The sequence below is a fragment of the Thermaerobacter sp. FW80 genome, assembly GCF_004634385.1.
Taxonomy (GTDB): Bacteria; Bacillota; Sulfobacillia; order Thermaerobacterales; family Thermaerobacteraceae; genus Thermaerobacter; species Thermaerobacter composti.
Map to the genome: position 1 here is coordinate 35401 of NZ_CP037895.1, position 14313 is coordinate 49713.

Below are 14313 nucleotides of genomic sequence, written 5' to 3' on the forward strand. Positions count from 1 at the left end.
ACCCCGGGACCAGTCGACCGAACCCCAGGGCGTGCACCGGTTCGTGATCGAGCTCGACGGCCGGCCGGCGGGGATCGCCGATGCCCAGTGTTCGGACAGCCGGTGCGCGGTGGTGAGCGTATCCATCAAACCCTCAGCTCGAAGGAGACGTCCGGAACGCAGGTCGGGGCGCCGGCCGGTGGGGCGCCGCACGCCTCATCCGCCCGGTCGCTGGCAACGGTCCTGGCCGGCGTGGCGGTCCTGGGCGCGGCCCTGACGGCCGGTGGCTACCTGGGGCGGCGGCGCCTAGCGGGCTAGGGCAGGATCCGGTCGGCCGTCCCCCTGTGAACCGGCCGGCATGCGTAGCGACCCGTGACGTTCCGGGGCCCACGGCGGCCAGCACCCCGCCGCACACCCGCTCGGGCGCCCGCACACCCGCTCGGGCACCCGCTCCGGCTGGCTAGACCCGCTCCGGCTGCCGCCCGCGGCCCCAGAGCCGCCGGGTCACGGGCTCGCGCCGGGGCTGGCGGCCGGTGGCCCCGGGATGACCCCTGCCGTGTCCCTCCTGGCGGGGATCCCCGTAGCGGCCGATCTCGTCGGACGGCGTCCCCGTGGCCGCCTCCCGGGTCTCCGTCTCCGTCCGCGCCGCCCACGGATCCCGGTGCGCCACGGGTTCGGGCCGCGGGTAGGTGACCTGGGCCACCCGCACGTCCACCAGCACCGGGCCGTCGACCCGCAGGGCTCGCTCCAGGGCCGGTTCCAGGTCGCGAACCCTTTCCACGCGGATCCCCACCCCGCCCGCGGCCTCGGCAAAGGCGGCGAAGTCCGGATTGACGAACCGGGTGCCGAAGGGCTCGACCCCCGCCCGGTCCTGGAGCTCCTCCTCTTCCGCGAAGCGGCCGTCGTTGCAGCAGATCACCACGATGGGCAGCCGCTCCCGCACCGCCGTGGTGAACTCCATCAGGGTCATGCCCAGGCCGCCGTCCCCGGCCAGCGCCACCACCGGCCGGCGCGGGGCGGCCAGGGCCGCGCCGATGGCGGCCGGCAACGCGAACCCCACCGTCCGCCAGTGGCCGGACACCAGCACCGTCTGCCGATCGGGGAAGAAGTAGCGGCCGAACCAGTAGGTGTGCTGGCCGGTGTCGACGCAGATCACCGCCTCGGGGTCGAGGACGCCGGAGAGGACGGTCATCAGCGCCGCCGGGTGCACGCCCTCCGCCGCCCGGCCGCCACGGCCTGCGGCCCCACCGCGGCCACCCACCCGGGTTCCGGGACCCGCGCCCCGGCCCTGGGCCGCCGCATCGGCTTCCTGCAGCTCCGCGTGCCAGGTCGCTCGGGCCCGCTCCCAGAAGGCGTGCCAGCTGTCCCGCGCCTGGGGCCTGATGCCGTCCCGCAGGGCCGAGACCACCGTCTCCGCCGGCCCGGCCAGGTCCACCTCCACGGGGAAGGTCATGCCCAGGTGGGCGCGCCGGGTGTCGACCTGGATCACCTTGAGCCCCCGGGGCACGAAGGCCGGCTGCCACCAGGTCGAACCCACCACCAGCGCCACGTCGGCCGCGCCCAGCACGTCCGCCGCGGCCTGGGTGCCCGCCTCCCCCAGCACGCCGCAGTAGTGGCGATGCTCCGCCGGCACCGCGCCCAGCCCCGGCAGGGTCGCCACGATGGGGGCATCCAGCGCCTCGGCCAGGGCCAGCACGGCCTCCCGAGCGGCCCGCGCGCCGCGGCCCACCAGGATCACCGGCTTCATGGCCGTCCGCAAGAGGTGCAGGGCCGCGTCGACGTCCCGGGCGTCGGGGGTCGGTTCTTCCTGCAGGTAGCCCGGCTTGCCGGTGGGCTTCGCGTCGGCCAGCTCCTCCCGCTGCAGGTCCACGGGCAGCCCCACCCGGGCCGGCCCCGAGCGTTCCCAGGCCCCCCGCAGGGCCGCCGGCAGGATGCGGGTCGCCTGGCCGGCCGCCGCCAGGGTGTGGTTGAAGACCGTGGCGTCGGTGTAGACCAGGTCCAGGTTGGCGTCCTGGGGCCAGTGGGTGGCCGTCTTCGCCGTGGGCAGGCCGCCGGTGATGACCAGCAGTGGCACCCGGTCCATGGCGGCATCGTACACGCCGTTCAGCATCTGCACGGCGCCGGGGCCGGCGTCGCTGCAGCAGGCGGCGAGCTGGCCGCTTAGCTTGGCGTAGGCGGAGGCCATGAGGGCCGCAGCCCCCTCGTGCCGGGCGGCGATGAAGCGCGGCCGCCGGTTTTGCCGCAACGCCTCCAGCAGCGGGATCACGGCGTCGCCCGGCACGCCGAAGACGCAGGCCACGTCCCAGGCGGCGAGCTCGGCGGCCACGTAGTCGGCGACGGTCATGCGACGGGCTGGCATCCTGCGGTTCGCCCCCTTCGCGTCGTGGTCTCCTGGCTACCGGGCGGGGCGTCCGGCGGCGACGGCGCCGCCTTCAGGATACCGGCGCCGGTTCTGCGGACGAACCGGCCCGTTCGTCCGTTCCGTCCCGCGGCACCTCGGGTGACGTCCCCGCTCCGCCTCCCGTCCCCGCGGTGCCGTCGTCCCCTCTCCGCGCCGCGGCCCGTCGTGCGGCGGACGGGGACGCGGTGTCGCCGGCCGGTCCGTGCGGGCCGCCGGCCGCGGCTGGTTCGTCCGGGGTGGCCTGCGGCCCGGCCGCCCGATGGGGGCCCGATCCGACCGGGATGGGTGCCCCTTCCAACGCCGGCGGCCGGAGCGCCGGCGCCCCCTCGAGCCGCTCCAGCCCTGCCGTCCGGGGGTGGTACGCCAGGGGCACGCCGGTGATCTCCGCCACCTCCCGGGTCAACGCCCGCAAGTCGCCCTTGCCCACGTCGGCCAGGCGGGCGTGCCCCAGGGCGCGGGCCGCCTCCACCATCTCCTGGACGCAGGCCTTCAGGTAGTTGGCAGCGTGGATCGCCGCCTGCTCTCCATCGAACAGGTGGGTGTAGCGGCCCTTGGCGATGAAGAGCTCATAGGGCGGCGCGTAGGGCATGAGGCGTACCATCTGCGCCTGCACCATGGCCAGCAGGATCGCCGTGCCCACGTAGCAGGCGTCGGCGCCCAGGGCCATGGCCTTGAGGAAGTCCGCCCCGTCCCGGAGGCCCCCCGAGGCGATCAGGGTGATCCGGTCCCGCACCCCCAGCTCCCGCAGGATGCGGTCCGCCTCGGGGATCGCGTAGAGGACCGGCAGGCCGAAGTCGTTGATGGTGAAGAGATACCCCTTGCCCGTGCTGCCCTTGGCCCCGTCGATGCTGATGAAGTCGACCCCCGCCGCCACCGCCGCCCGCAGGTCGGCCTCCAGGTCGCCGGCGCAGAGCTTGACGCCGATGGGTACGCCGCCCGTCATCCAGCGCAGTTCCTCGACCAGCCGGGCCAGGTCGTCCGGCGAGGCCACCTGGGGAAAGCGGGTGTGGATCACCGCGTCCTCCCCGGGGCGTAGGCCCAGGTGCCGCCGGACCGGTTCGTCCAGCATGTCCCAGGGGGTCGACTCCTGGGCGCAGGCGTCGGCGCCCTGCCCGAACTGGATCTCGATGGCGTCCGCCTGGCGCAGCTGCTCGGGGCGGACGTTCCATCCGCCCCGGTTGTACTGGACGATGTAGTGCCGCGCGTGACGCCGCTCGTCGGCCAGGAAGCCGCTCTCCCCGGAGTTGGTGGCGGTGCCCACCATGGCCGACGCCCGGGCCAGGGCCACCTTGGCTTCCCGCGTCAGGGCGAGGCCGTAGGCCATGCCGGTGATCAGGATGGGGATCTTCAGGTGGAGGGGCCGGGCCGCCTGGGGGCCGATGGTGACCCGGGTGTCCACGTCGGGCTCCCCTCGGGGCAGCCGGCCGATCTGGGCCGGGACGAAGACCAGCTGCTCGAACTGCATCCACGGCCGGGTGGCCCCGTAGGGGCGAGTGAAGGGCTTGCCCGTCTCGGCGCGCCGCATGATGGCCAGCATCTGCTCGGGGTCGGTGTTGCGGGCCAGCACCATCCACTGCAGCATCTGGTTGCGGTCCTGGGGCCCGCTCAGGACCGCGACCATCATGCGGTTGAACAGGCGCCGCAAGAGCGGCGGCCCGAGCCACACCGCCGCTCCGACCCCGGCGGCCAGCAGGACCACCAGGGCCAGCAGCGCGCCTGCGAAGGCGGCCAGCATGCCCCCGCTCCCCCTTCCGGCTTCCGGCTTCCGGCTTCCGGCGTCCGGCTTCCGGCGTCCGGCGTCCGGCGTCCGGACGAACCCGGCCGCAACGCCCTGCCGGCGGTCCCACGGCGGCGTCGGCGTGCCCCGCGTCGAGGTGGCGCGAACGCGCCCGATGGCATCGCCAGCCTGCCTCGTGGACGCCCTCGGTCGGGCGGGTCCGCCGTCTGCCTCGTGGATGCATCCGGTCGCGCGGCTTGGCTTCCCGACGCCTCCGGTAGCGTCGGTCGCTCCTTCGACGGCTCCGGGAGCGTCGATCGCGCCTTCGACGCCTCGGGTAACGCCGGTCGCTCCCTCAGCGTCCCCGGTTACACGGGTCGCCTTCCGCCGCCCCCGGCCGCGCCGGGGGCCTCCTCGACGCCCCCGGTTGGACGGGTCGCCTTCCCGACGCCTCCGGTCGCACTGGTCGCTCCCTCAACGCCCCCGGTTGCGCAGGTCGCCTTCGCGACGCCTCCGGGTCCGCGGGTCGCCCCCTTGATGCCTCCGGCTGCGCCGTTCGCCTCCTCGAACCGTAGCGTTCCCGGTGGGAGACGGGCCGTGCGGGCAAACGGACGGTCTCGGCACGGGAATCGGTGGGACCGATGCCAGGCGCAGGCGCGCCCCGTTCCCCGACCCTGCGGGTCTCCCCCGGCGAACCTGCGCCCGGAGGTGGTGCCGGGCCGCGACGCCTCACCCCGCGTTGCGCAGGCCGGCCGCGATCCCCAGGATGGAGAGCAGCAGGGCCCGCTCAAGCGCGGGCCGCTCGGGGTCGCCCTCGGGCGCCCGGCGATAGCGAGCCAGCAGCTCCACCTGGAGGTAGCTGATGGGGTCCACGTAGGGGTTGCGCAGCGCCGTCTGGCGCGCCAGCACGGGGTGGTGGGCCAGCAGCGGGCCGCCGAAGGTCTCCTCCAGGAGCTCGCGGGTGCGCAGGAACCCCTCCTCCAGGCGGGGGAAGAACCGGCTCGCCAGCGGCTCGGGTACCAGCCGCAGGTACTCGCGGGCCACGGCCAGATCCGCCTTGGCCAGGGCCAGGGCGGCGCCATCCAGCACGGACCGGAAGAAGGGCCAGCCGGCGAACATCGCCTGGCGCAGCTCGGGGGGCACCTCGGCGAGCCCCTCGGCCAGCCCGTACCAGCCCGGCAGCAGGAGGCGCACCTGGGTCCAGGCCATCACCCAGGGGATGGCCCGCAGGTCCTGGACCCGCCGGGCGCGCCCGGTGCGCGCAACGGGCCGGGAGGCGATCTTGAGCGCCGCGATCTCCCGGATCGGGGTGAAGTGCTCGAAGAACTCGAAGAAACCCGGCTCCGCCAGCAGCTGGCGATACGCCTCGGCGGATCGGGCCGCGGCCCGGTCCATGGCCTGGCGCCACGCGGCGGGTACCTCCGAGACCGGTGCGGCGCCGCCGCGTTCGTCCGGGGAGACGACGGCCCCCTCGGCCCCCGGGTGGGATGCTGCCGCAGGGGATCCCGGGGGAGCCACGTCGCGGGCTGCGGCGAGCACGAAGTGGTACAGCAGCTGCTCCAGGTTGCGCAGGGCCAGCTCGGGGTGCGCGTAGCGGTCGGCCAAGGCCTCGCCCTGCTCGGTCAGCCGCAGGCGCGAGCCCACGGTGCCCGGCGGGAGGCTGGCGATGGCGCGCCCCGCGGTTCCTCCGCCGCCGCGGGCGGTCGACGTGCCGCGGCCGTGGAAGAAGGACACCGGCACCCCCGCCGCTCGGGCCACCCGGCTGATGCCCTCCTGGGCCCGATAGAGCGCCCAGTTGGCGGCCAGGTAACCGGCGTCCTTGCTGGAGTCGGAGTAGCCGATCATCACCTCGCAACCGCCGCGGGCCCGGGCGTGGGCGCCGAAGACGGGATTGCGCAGCAGCCGCTCCATGGCCGCCGGCGCCGCCTCCAGATCGGCCAGCGTCTCGAAGAGGGGGACCACGTCGAAGGGCAGGGGCCGGCCCGGCCGGTACAGGCCCACCTCCCGGGCCAGCACGAACACCTCCAACACGTCGGCGGGGCCCCGGCAACCGCTGATGATGTAGGCGCCCCGATCCCGCCAGACCCGCAGCGCCTCCAGGGCCACGGCCAGCTCGCGGGTCCGGGGGCGGTACCCGACGGGCGCGAGGGGGCGGGCGCTGCGGAGCTCGCGGGTCAAGAGGTCCTCCCGCGCCTTGGGGTCCAGGGCGAGGTAGGTGGCGGCCGCCATCACGCCGCCGGCTTCCAGCAGCTCCGCCACCGCGCGGCCGTGGGCGTCGGCGTGCTCGCGCAGGTCCAGCGGCGCCATGGCCTCGCCGAAGACCTGAGCCCGCCAGCGCAAGGGACGCACCAGGGACGCCGCCGCCTCGCCGAGACCGGCGGCCTCGAGGCCGCGTTCGACCTGGTGGAGGAGCGCGGCCAGATCCTCGGACACGGCCCCATCCCCGGACGCGGCCAGATCCCCGGCCGAACGCACCGCCGCTTGGGATTGGACCGGTCGGCCCCCGTTCTCCGTGGCCCCGTCCGCCGCGGCGCGCGTCCCGACGGGCTCGGCCTCCCCCTCCGGAGCCTCGTCGGCTGGCACCGCCGGGGGCAGGGCCGTCCCGTCGGCTCCGCCCCCGACCGCTTCCGGTACCGTCCGGGCTTGGGCCGCATCGCCTGCGGGGAGGCGGCGCAGCGAGTCGACTTCGCCCCAGACCGCTTCCGGTACCGTGCGGGCCGCCCACCGGCGCTGCAGACGATCGACGAAGCGGCGGTAGGGCTCGCCGGGAAACCGGTCCCGCCCACCGTCGCCGCTGGCGACCGCTTCGCCATCGGGGCCTGGGGCCGTGCCAGCGTGGGGCACGTCACCGGTTTCGCCGGCTGCATCCCCGCCCGATTCAGCGCCTGGTGCGCCGTTCGGCTTCGCGTCGGGGCGGCCGCCCGTCTTGCCCCCTGGAGCGCCGCCGGTCTGGCCAGCGCCATTGGTGGGGCCGTCCGCGACTGCGCCGGCCGCCGCCTCGCCGCCGACGGTGCTCCACCGCGCCCCCGGCAAGGGCGGCAACGACGCCCGCTCCTCCGCCACCGAGAGATTCCGGGTCAGGGCCGCCAGACCCTCGGCATACTTCCGGGCGATCTCGGCCCGCGCATAGCCCTGGGCCCAGGCCGTCACCGCGGGGGTCACGAAGGGGTTGCCGTCCCGGTCGCCGCCGATCCAGCTGCGGAAGGCGAGGGGCGGGGGAAGAACCGGCCGCCGCCCGTAGTGGACGGCCACCGCCCGTTCGAGGGCGTCCATCAGCCGCGGCACCGCCTCCCACAAGGTGGTAGGTAGGTAGTACAGCCCGCCGCGGACCTCGTCCTCGACCCGCGGCGGGGCCGGCCTGAGTTCGCGGGTGGTCCAGAGGAGCGTCACCCGCGCCACCACCTCGGCGAGCTCGGCCTCTCCGCGCTCGAGCCGGTCCAGGGTCCGATCGAGCTCCAGCAGGTGGTGCCGCAGGGTGCGCCGCCGGGTCTCGGTGGGATGGGCGGTGAAGGTCAGCACCAGCCGGGCCGAGGACAGGAGCCTCACGACGTCGTCGTAGCCCAGGCCCCGGGCCTTGAGCTGGCCAACCAGGGCCAGCAGCGACTCCGGCCGCGGCCGGTCGGGCGTGCTGGCCCGCTCGCGCTGCCGGTTCACCCGCACCCGGTGCCGCTCCTCGGCCAGGTTGACCAAGTGGAAATAGGTAGAAAACGCGCGGATCAGGCCCTCCGCCTCGGCGACGGAGAGGCTCCCCACCTGGCCCCGCAGCGCCTCCCGCGCCGCCTCGTCGTCGGGATGCTGGCGCAGGTGCTTCGTGCGGGCGCGGATCGCCTCTTCCAGCGCGAAGAGCCGCTCGCCGGAGAGGCGGCGGATGGCCTCGCCCAACGCTCGGCCCAGTAGGTCCACTTCGTTCTTCAACATGGGATACAGGTCTTCTGCACTGCGGAACGCGGGTGTGCGCCCGGCCATGGCGTCAGCCTCCGTCGCCAGAGGGTGCAGGGAGGGCGTTTTCCCTCATTATGTCGAACGAGCCGATGGATGCAAGAGTAGCGAGGCCATCTTGCAAGCGGGCGACGCCGGTGTGGCTCCCACGATGGCCGACCCCGCCATGATCGAGGGGATCACGCGCAGCGGATCAGCAGCGGCAAAGGGGATCGCGCGTACTCGAAAAGTGTGCTGGGCGAAAGGCCGCGCCCCACCTGCAGCGCCTGCAGGTACTCCTCTTCGGGCGGCGGTAGGGGAGGTGCCGTGGCCAACGGTTCTCCCACCGAGGCGTCACGCCTCAAGGTGTGCGCCCGCCGGCCCGGATCACGGCTTCGTCGAACGTGTACACGGGCAGCTCCGGCCCGTAGGAGAGCAGCAGGCAGTCCACCCAGTCGAGGCTCGTCTCCTCGAAGCGGCGCAGGGCCGCCAGCGTAGGCTCGAGGTCGGGGACCTCAACGCCGTCAAGGGTCAGCAACGCCCGCAGCGCGTCCGTCACGCGCCTGCGGGGCAGCCCCGCGACCCGCGGCGAGGTGAGGACGTAGACGACCTCCGCCAGCACGGCAGGATGGATGCGGATACGGAACTCGCCCCGCGCCGCTCGGGCGAACAGCGCCTCGGCCGCCCGCGCCTGGGGCTCCGGCTCGCCCAGCAGTAGCCGCAGGATGACGTTGGCGTCCACGTGGACCGTCTCAGCCATCGACCTCGGCCGCCCCGAAGCGTTCCGCCAGGTGCTCCTGGTAGGCCCGGCGGGCCTCCTTCAGATCGACCGGCCGCTCCACCCGGAGGATCCCGCGCAGCTCCGCCGCGGTCCGGGCAGGCACGGACAGGAGCACCACCCGACCGCCCTCCAGGCTGAAGACCACACGGTCACCTGGCGCAACACCCAGCGCCTCGCGGACCGACTTGGGCAAGACCACCTGACCCTTCGGCCCGATGCGGGACACGGGCACCGCAGCATCACTCCCACCGCAGATAGTATTACACACGAGCACTTGTTGAACCTCGTGCGCGGGGTGACCCGGGTCGGCTTGGCCACGCGGGCTCTCCTGTTCCCACAAAGCGGCATTTGTCAAAGCAGTCACGGCCTGTCCCACGGCATCGCCGCGCACTGAGACCACGGCGACCCGCCGATCGCCCGTCACGGCGACGACGACCCGCCCGCCGGATCTGCCCTGCCCGAAAGCCCACCAAACGCCCGGGACCTTCGGGGTGCAGGAACACCAGCCCGGCTGGCCGTTCGAAGGCTCCTTCGCCTTCCGGACAGCGGCCCACTCGACCGAGTCAAAGAGCGAACGCACGACCGCGTACACTGCCCCGGCCTACCCGGGATGCGCCAGAAGGAGAAGGCTGAGCACGACGCGCCGCCCCTTCCGCCGGGGCATCGTAGCGGCCCTCCTCCACCGCGGCGACCATCGCCGCGTGCGCGGCCTCAAGCCCCGCCACATCGATCCGTTCGGGGTACCGCCTTTCGACAAGCGGCGCGCCCCAGCAAGGGCGGCCCCGCTGGTCGAGCGGAACGACCAGCGTTTCGGCCACCCGGTGGTCCGGTACGGCCACCGTGGAGACCAGGACCCCCCGCACCAGCGTCTGGAATTGGACGACACCCAAACCCGACCGCATCCTCGAACGTGGCATCGCGATCACCTCCAGGGAGAATGCGCGGGCCCCGAGCACAACGACTCAGGGCCCGTCACCCTTCCGGCCGCCTACTCCGCACCGGTGCTGCGGCAGGCCGTCACGACGGCCCCCACCGTGGTGCAAGCAGCGTCGGCGTTTTCGATGGCATTATCGCGAAGGAGGATTCGCTTTGCCCCCTTCTGGCCCTCGACCTGATCGGCGAACGGCGCTACATCCTTGAGCGCCTCGCCGATCCCGTCGGGCCCCACCCCCGTACGGAGCACGACAACGGCCCCGTCCGCGACCGCGCCGACAGCAAAGGAGCCCTCACTCCACGGCCCGGTAAGGACGATGGCGGTCCATCCTTCGTCGGACCGGATCTGCGTGATGTCCCACTCGACCGCCTCGCAGTCGAGGTCCCCGGCCGAGGACGTGCGAACGGCACCCCACACAAGCTGCCAGAGCGGGAGGCGAAAGCGCCGAGACGCCGCCTCGTAGATCCCGCGACGAGCGGCCTCGCCGGCGGGAGCGTACACGCCAACCGTCATCAACATTTGCGTGCCCCGGCCCAGGCGGGCCCGCGGGGGCAGAAACAAAAAACCCGCGCCTGAAAAGGCTCGGGTCTCCCAGCGCAACGTGGCCACGTGCTGGTTTCGGTGGACCGTTACAGGGCGCGCCCGAAGGCCAGTCCCGCAATGGCCAGAACGAGGCCCGCCAGCAGGCCGATGATCCAACGGCGCATCCACCGCTGCTCATCGGCCAGGGACGCGACCAGGGTGCCGAGGTTGCGGAGTTCGGTCCCCTGCACCTCCAGGCGGGTCTCTATACCTTCGACCCGCTGCTGGAGCGCATCGATTCGCTGGCCGAACTCCCGAAAACGCGTTTCCATGCGCGATTCCAGCGCTTCGATCCGCGCTTCCAGTCGGCGTTCCAGGCCGTCCTGCTGGCGTTGGAGATCCTCCAGGCGCTGCAGGATGAGCCAGGTCCCGTCGACCGGGGGCTTTCCGGATCCCGCCTGGGACTCGCCCGCCTCGGGCTCTTTCGTGGCGGCCTCCTCCGGAGCCGGCATCGGCATGCTCCCCCTCCTTTCTCCAGTGTACAAGACAAAAAACGCCTCGCACACCAGCGAATCGCCGCCCGTTCACGCCAACAGCCCGGTAGCAAAGGTATACGCTGCCTTGTTGACCGGCCCACCCATGTCGAAGGCCATCATGGCTCCGAGCACGAGGCCAAGGAGGATCGCGTTACCGCCACTCAACCCCTGCAACCAGGCCGTCAACGCATTCATCACGGCCTTGAGGGGGCTACCGACCACGTAGATCATGAGCAGGCCCGTCACCCCTGTGGCCAGGACGGGCACGAGGAGCACCGGCTTCAGGCCCTCCAGCGTACGCGGGAGGCGAATCGCCCGCACCAGCCACGCCGCCAGGTAGCCGGCCAGGAAGCCTGCCACGATCCCACCGGGGAAGCCTGCCCCCAGCTTGCTCGCCAGCATCCCGCCCACCATCCCAGGGGCGACGGCCTGCGGTCATCGAACCGGCTCATGCCTGCGGGAGCAGGCAGGGGTGAGAGCCGCCGCATGGCCAGCGGCATCGATGGGTTGGACACGGGCGGGTGAAGGAGAGCAAGACGGCCGCGCGAAAGACATGGCACGCCAAGGGCATAGTACGCGGCAGCATGGTACGCGATCGAGTCATCAAGTCTTATCGGCAGTGACTTCACAAACATGCACAAATATGTGCAGATCTGTGCAGCCAGGAAGCACAAATAGCAAGCGCCACACCGTCATTCGTGCACCCTGGCTACGGACTGGGGGGGCACCCGCTCACGCCGGCCCTGTCACCCTAGCGGCTGCAGGCCCATCCAAGCACGCGAGGCCGGCGGCCAAACCTTGGCTTTCAGGCACGAAATCGTCGCCCCGACTCGGGGCTCGGCGACCCTCAGGTGGGCGCCGGGCCGCCCGACGCACGACGAGACCCGACCGGCATCCCGGCCCGCCGACCGGACACAGGACTACACGCCCGTCGATACCCGCGGCGGCAAGGCCGGAAGCCAGCGCCCGGGCCACACCCCGCGCGCGCTCAGGGCGCACCAACGCGAGGACGCTCGGACCGGCACCGCTCAGGCAAGCGCCGTCGGCACCCGCGGCCAAGGCCCGTTGAATCAAAGTGCTGAGCCAGGGGAACAACCGCATACGGTACGGCTGGTGGAGACGATCCTCCATGGCCTGCCGCAAGAGCTCACCGCGCCCTGCGGTCAGGGCGGCCACCAACAGACCCACCCGCGCCACGTTGAAGGCCGCGTCGCCGTGGCTAACCGTGGCGGGCAGGGCACCGCGGGCTTCGTGGGTATAGCCGCTGACAGCCGGAATGGCGAGCACCGCCAGCCAGCGGTTGGCGAGCATCAGGGACGTCGCGCGCCAGCGTTGGGCAGCATCCGCCTCGCGCCACGCTAGCACCACCCCACCCAGGAGGGCTGCCGCCACGTTGTCGGCGTGGCCCTCGAGGTCCGCTGCCAGCTGCAGCAGCTCGCCCGGCGTCAGGGGCCGTCCCGCCCGGCGTAACCACTGATTGGCGACCGCCAGCCCGGCGACGATCGCCGCGGCACTTGAGCCGAGCCCACGAGCAGGAGGGATCGTGCTGCGAATCGCCAGGCGCCAAGCGGGCGGGTGGGCCTGTCCGGCCCGGGCGAAGGCGGCACAGATGGCGCGCACCACCAGGTTCTCCTCGGGCGGTGCGGCAGCTGGGCCGCGACCGTGCAGGTTCCACCGGACCTGGTGTTCCGTGCAGGACCACCGCCGCGGGTCCACCTCGGCCGGGGTCAACCAGGCCCGCAGCTCCCATCGCGGCAGGGCCATGCCGAGGCAGTCGAACCCCGGCCCCAGATTGGCGCTGGTCGCCGGCGCCCGCGCCCACGCGACCGCTCGCGCGGGTGGGTGGTCGCCCGGTACCGTCCCCGTTTCACCACGCCTCGCAGACCGCCTCGACATCGCTGGTCCTTGCCCCACGACGGGTTGGGCGGGCGCCTCGGGCGTGGCCCCCCAGGCGTCGGCATCAATGCGCCGACCCGGCGAAGGGGGGCGATCCGCCGACGGTCGCCCGACCGCCTCCCCCGCTCCGACCCGTCCACGGTGGACTCCCACGCCTCGTGAACCCTTCCCTCGTGAACCCTTCATTCCTGCTGACCTCCCGCGGGCACCGACAGCAATCGCTGCACGATGGCATCCGGTTCCAGGGCCTCCGCCTCCAGCGCGGCGAGGTCCGCTGACCCGGCGTCGCCGGACCGCGCCGCCCGCAGGGCGGTGTCGACGTCCTTCAGGCCGTGCCCCGTCAGCACGCACACCACGGGCCCCTCGGGCACCTCCCAGCCGGGTTCGTCCCCCCGGGCCAGCTTGAGCAGGCCCGCCACGGAGGCCGCCGAGGCCGGCTCGACGAAGACGCCTTCCAGCCGGGCCAGGAGCCGCTGGGCGACGAGGATCTCCTCGTCGCTGACCGCCAGCACCCGGCCCCCGGTCTCCCGCACCGCCGCCAGGGCCCGGTCCCCGTACACCGGCCGGCCGATGCGAATGGCCGACGCCACCGTCTGCGGCCGGTCCACGGGCCGGCCTCGCACCAGCGGGGCCGCCCCCTCGGCCTGGACGCCGTAGAGTCGCGGCAGGCGCCCCAGCCGACCCGCCGCCGCATAGGTGGCGAACCCCATGTGGTAGGCGGTGATGTTGCCCCCATTGCCGACGGGGAGGAACACGGCCGCCGGTTCGTCCTCACCGCGGGCCGCCAGCTGGTCCACCACCTCGAAGGCGGCCGTCTTCTGGCCCTCCAGGCGATCGGGATTCAGGGAGTTGACGAGCACCAGGTCCGGCCGCTCGGCCACCACCTGTCGCACGGCGGCCAGGGCGTCGTCGAAGCTTCCCCGCACCGGGAGGATCCGCGCCCCGCAGGCCACGGCCTGGCTCACCTTGCCGGCGGCCACGCCCCCCGCCGGAAGCACCAGCCAGCAGTCCATGCCCGCCCGGGCCGCGTAGGCGGCCGCGGCCGCCGCCGTGTTGCCCGTGGAAGCGCAGATCACCGCCTGGGCGCCCCGGGCCCGGGCGCACGTCAGGGCCATGGTCATGCCCCGGTCCTTGAAGGATCCCGTCGGGTTGGCCCCTTCGAACTTGAGGAACAGGCCCGGCGGGCGGCGGTCGGGCGGCAGTTGCTCCAGCAACCGATCCGCCCGGATCAGCGGTGTGTCGCCCTCTCCCAGGGTGATCGGCTCCGCGCCGGGAGGTACCGGCAGCCAGTCGCGGTAACGGGCGATGATCCCCTGGCGTGGGATGTCGCTGAGAGTCCCAAGGTCGCGATGCATGTCGTCGAACCCCTCTCCCGGCAGAGGACCCGGCCCCTCGGTCGATCCCGAACCCTGCGTACTCGGGCCGGAACCATTCGGCCTCCATAAAACCGCACGGCCTCGCGCCCCATTAGGGACGCGAGGCCGTGCTCGCGCGGTTCCACCCTATTTGATCCCCAGGTCCTGCTGCACCAGCCCGCAGCGCCCCAGCCACCGCGCCTGCCCACCGGACCGGACGAACCGGCCACCCGAGCCGCGTCATCACCGGGGCGAACACGCCGCAGACACCGGC

General features: G+C 73.3%; 11 protein-coding genes. All 11 read right to left on the bottom strand.

Going from position 1 to position 14313, the window contains the following annotated elements:
• Nucleotides 1-439: 439 nt before the first annotated feature.
• On the bottom strand, nucleotides 440-2338 hold the full coding sequence (locus tag E1B22_RS00145) for a thiamine pyrophosphate-binding protein (RefSeq protein WP_135224088.1): 1899 nt from the start codon (nucleotides 2336-2338) through the stop codon (nucleotides 440-442).
• Nucleotides 2339-2411: 73 nt separating this feature from the next.
• Nucleotides 2412-4115 (bottom strand): FMN-binding glutamate synthase family protein, encoded by a 1704-nt coding sequence (locus tag E1B22_RS00150; protein WP_135224089.1) that lies wholly within the window; start codon nucleotides 4113-4115, stop codon nucleotides 2412-2414.
• Nucleotides 4116-4826: 711 nt separating this feature from the next.
• Complete coding sequence (locus tag E1B22_RS00155; protein ID WP_135224090.1) at nucleotides 4827-8063, bottom strand: phosphoenolpyruvate carboxylase; 3237 nt, start codon at nucleotides 8061-8063, stop codon at nucleotides 4827-4829.
• A gap of 313 nt (nucleotides 8064-8376) precedes the next feature.
• On the bottom strand, nucleotides 8377-8775 hold the full coding sequence (locus E1B22_RS00160; RefSeq protein ID WP_135224091.1) for a PIN domain-containing protein: 399 nt from the start codon (nucleotides 8773-8775) through the stop codon (nucleotides 8377-8379).
• A complete protein-coding gene (locus E1B22_RS12605; protein ID WP_167758795.1) occupies nucleotides 8768-9028 on the bottom strand; it encodes an AbrB/MazE/SpoVT family DNA-binding domain-containing protein in 261 nt (86 codons plus the stop codon). Before E1B22_RS12605 ends, E1B22_RS00160 begins: the two co-directional genes overlap by 8 nt.
• A 331-nt stretch (nucleotides 9029-9359) precedes the next feature.
• Nucleotides 9360-9686, bottom strand: a complete 327-nt coding sequence (locus E1B22_RS12610) for a hypothetical protein (protein ID WP_167758796.1) — start codon at nucleotides 9684-9686, stop codon at nucleotides 9360-9362.
• A gap of 98 nt (nucleotides 9687-9784) precedes the next feature.
• A complete protein-coding gene (locus E1B22_RS00170; protein WP_167758797.1) occupies nucleotides 9785-10243 on the bottom strand; it encodes a hypothetical protein in 459 nt (152 codons plus the stop codon).
• Nucleotides 10244-10359: 116 nt separating this feature from the next.
• A complete protein-coding gene (locus E1B22_RS00175; protein ID WP_135224094.1) occupies nucleotides 10360-10770 on the bottom strand; it encodes a hypothetical protein in 411 nt (136 codons plus the stop codon).
• A 66-nt stretch (nucleotides 10771-10836) separates the two neighbouring features.
• Nucleotides 10837-11190 (bottom strand): PTS transporter subunit EIIC, encoded by a 354-nt coding sequence (locus E1B22_RS00180; RefSeq protein WP_243123486.1) that lies wholly within the window; start codon nucleotides 11188-11190, stop codon nucleotides 10837-10839.
• Between the two features lie 330 nt (nucleotides 11191-11520).
• Complete coding sequence (gene thrB / locus E1B22_RS00185) at nucleotides 11521-12684, bottom strand: homoserine kinase (RefSeq protein WP_135224096.1); 1164 nt, start codon at nucleotides 12682-12684, stop codon at nucleotides 11521-11523.
• 182 nt (nucleotides 12685-12866) lie between these two features.
• Entirely contained in the window at nucleotides 12867-14039 is a 1173-nt protein-coding gene (thrC, locus tag E1B22_RS00190; protein WP_135224097.1) for a threonine synthase, read from the bottom strand.
• Nucleotides 14040-14313 lie beyond the last annotated feature (274 nt).

Coding starts and splice junctions, on each gene's coding strand:
- E1B22_RS00145 (WP_135224088.1), bottom strand. CDS start 2,338: ATGCCAGCCCGTCGCATGACCGTCGCCGACTACGTGGCCGCCGAGCTC.
- E1B22_RS00150 (WP_135224089.1), bottom strand. CDS start 4,115: ATGCTGGCCGCCTTCGCAGGCGCGCTGCTGGCCCTGGTGGTCCTGCTG.
- E1B22_RS00155 (WP_135224090.1), bottom strand. CDS start 8,063: ATGGCCGGGCGCACACCCGCGTTCCGCAGTGCAGAAGACCTGTATCCC.
- E1B22_RS00160 (WP_135224091.1), bottom strand. CDS start 8,775: ATGGCTGAGACGGTCCACGTGGACGCCAACGTCATCCTGCGGCTACTG.
- E1B22_RS00170 (WP_167758797.1), bottom strand. CDS start 10,243: ATGACGGTTGGCGTGTACGCTCCCGCCGGCGAGGCCGCTCGTCGCGGG.
- E1B22_RS00175 (WP_135224094.1), bottom strand. CDS start 10,770: ATGCCGATGCCGGCTCCGGAGGAGGCCGCCACGAAAGAGCCCGAGGCG.
- E1B22_RS00180 (WP_243123486.1), bottom strand. CDS start 11,190: ATGCTGGCGAGCAAGCTGGGGGCAGGCTTCCCCGGTGGGATCGTGGCA.
- thrB (WP_135224096.1), bottom strand. CDS start 12,684: ATGTCGAGGCGGTCTGCGAGGCGTGGTGAAACGGGGACGGTACCGGGC.
- thrC (WP_135224097.1), bottom strand. CDS start 14,039: ATGCATCGCGACCTTGGGACTCTCAGCGACATCCCACGCCAGGGGATC.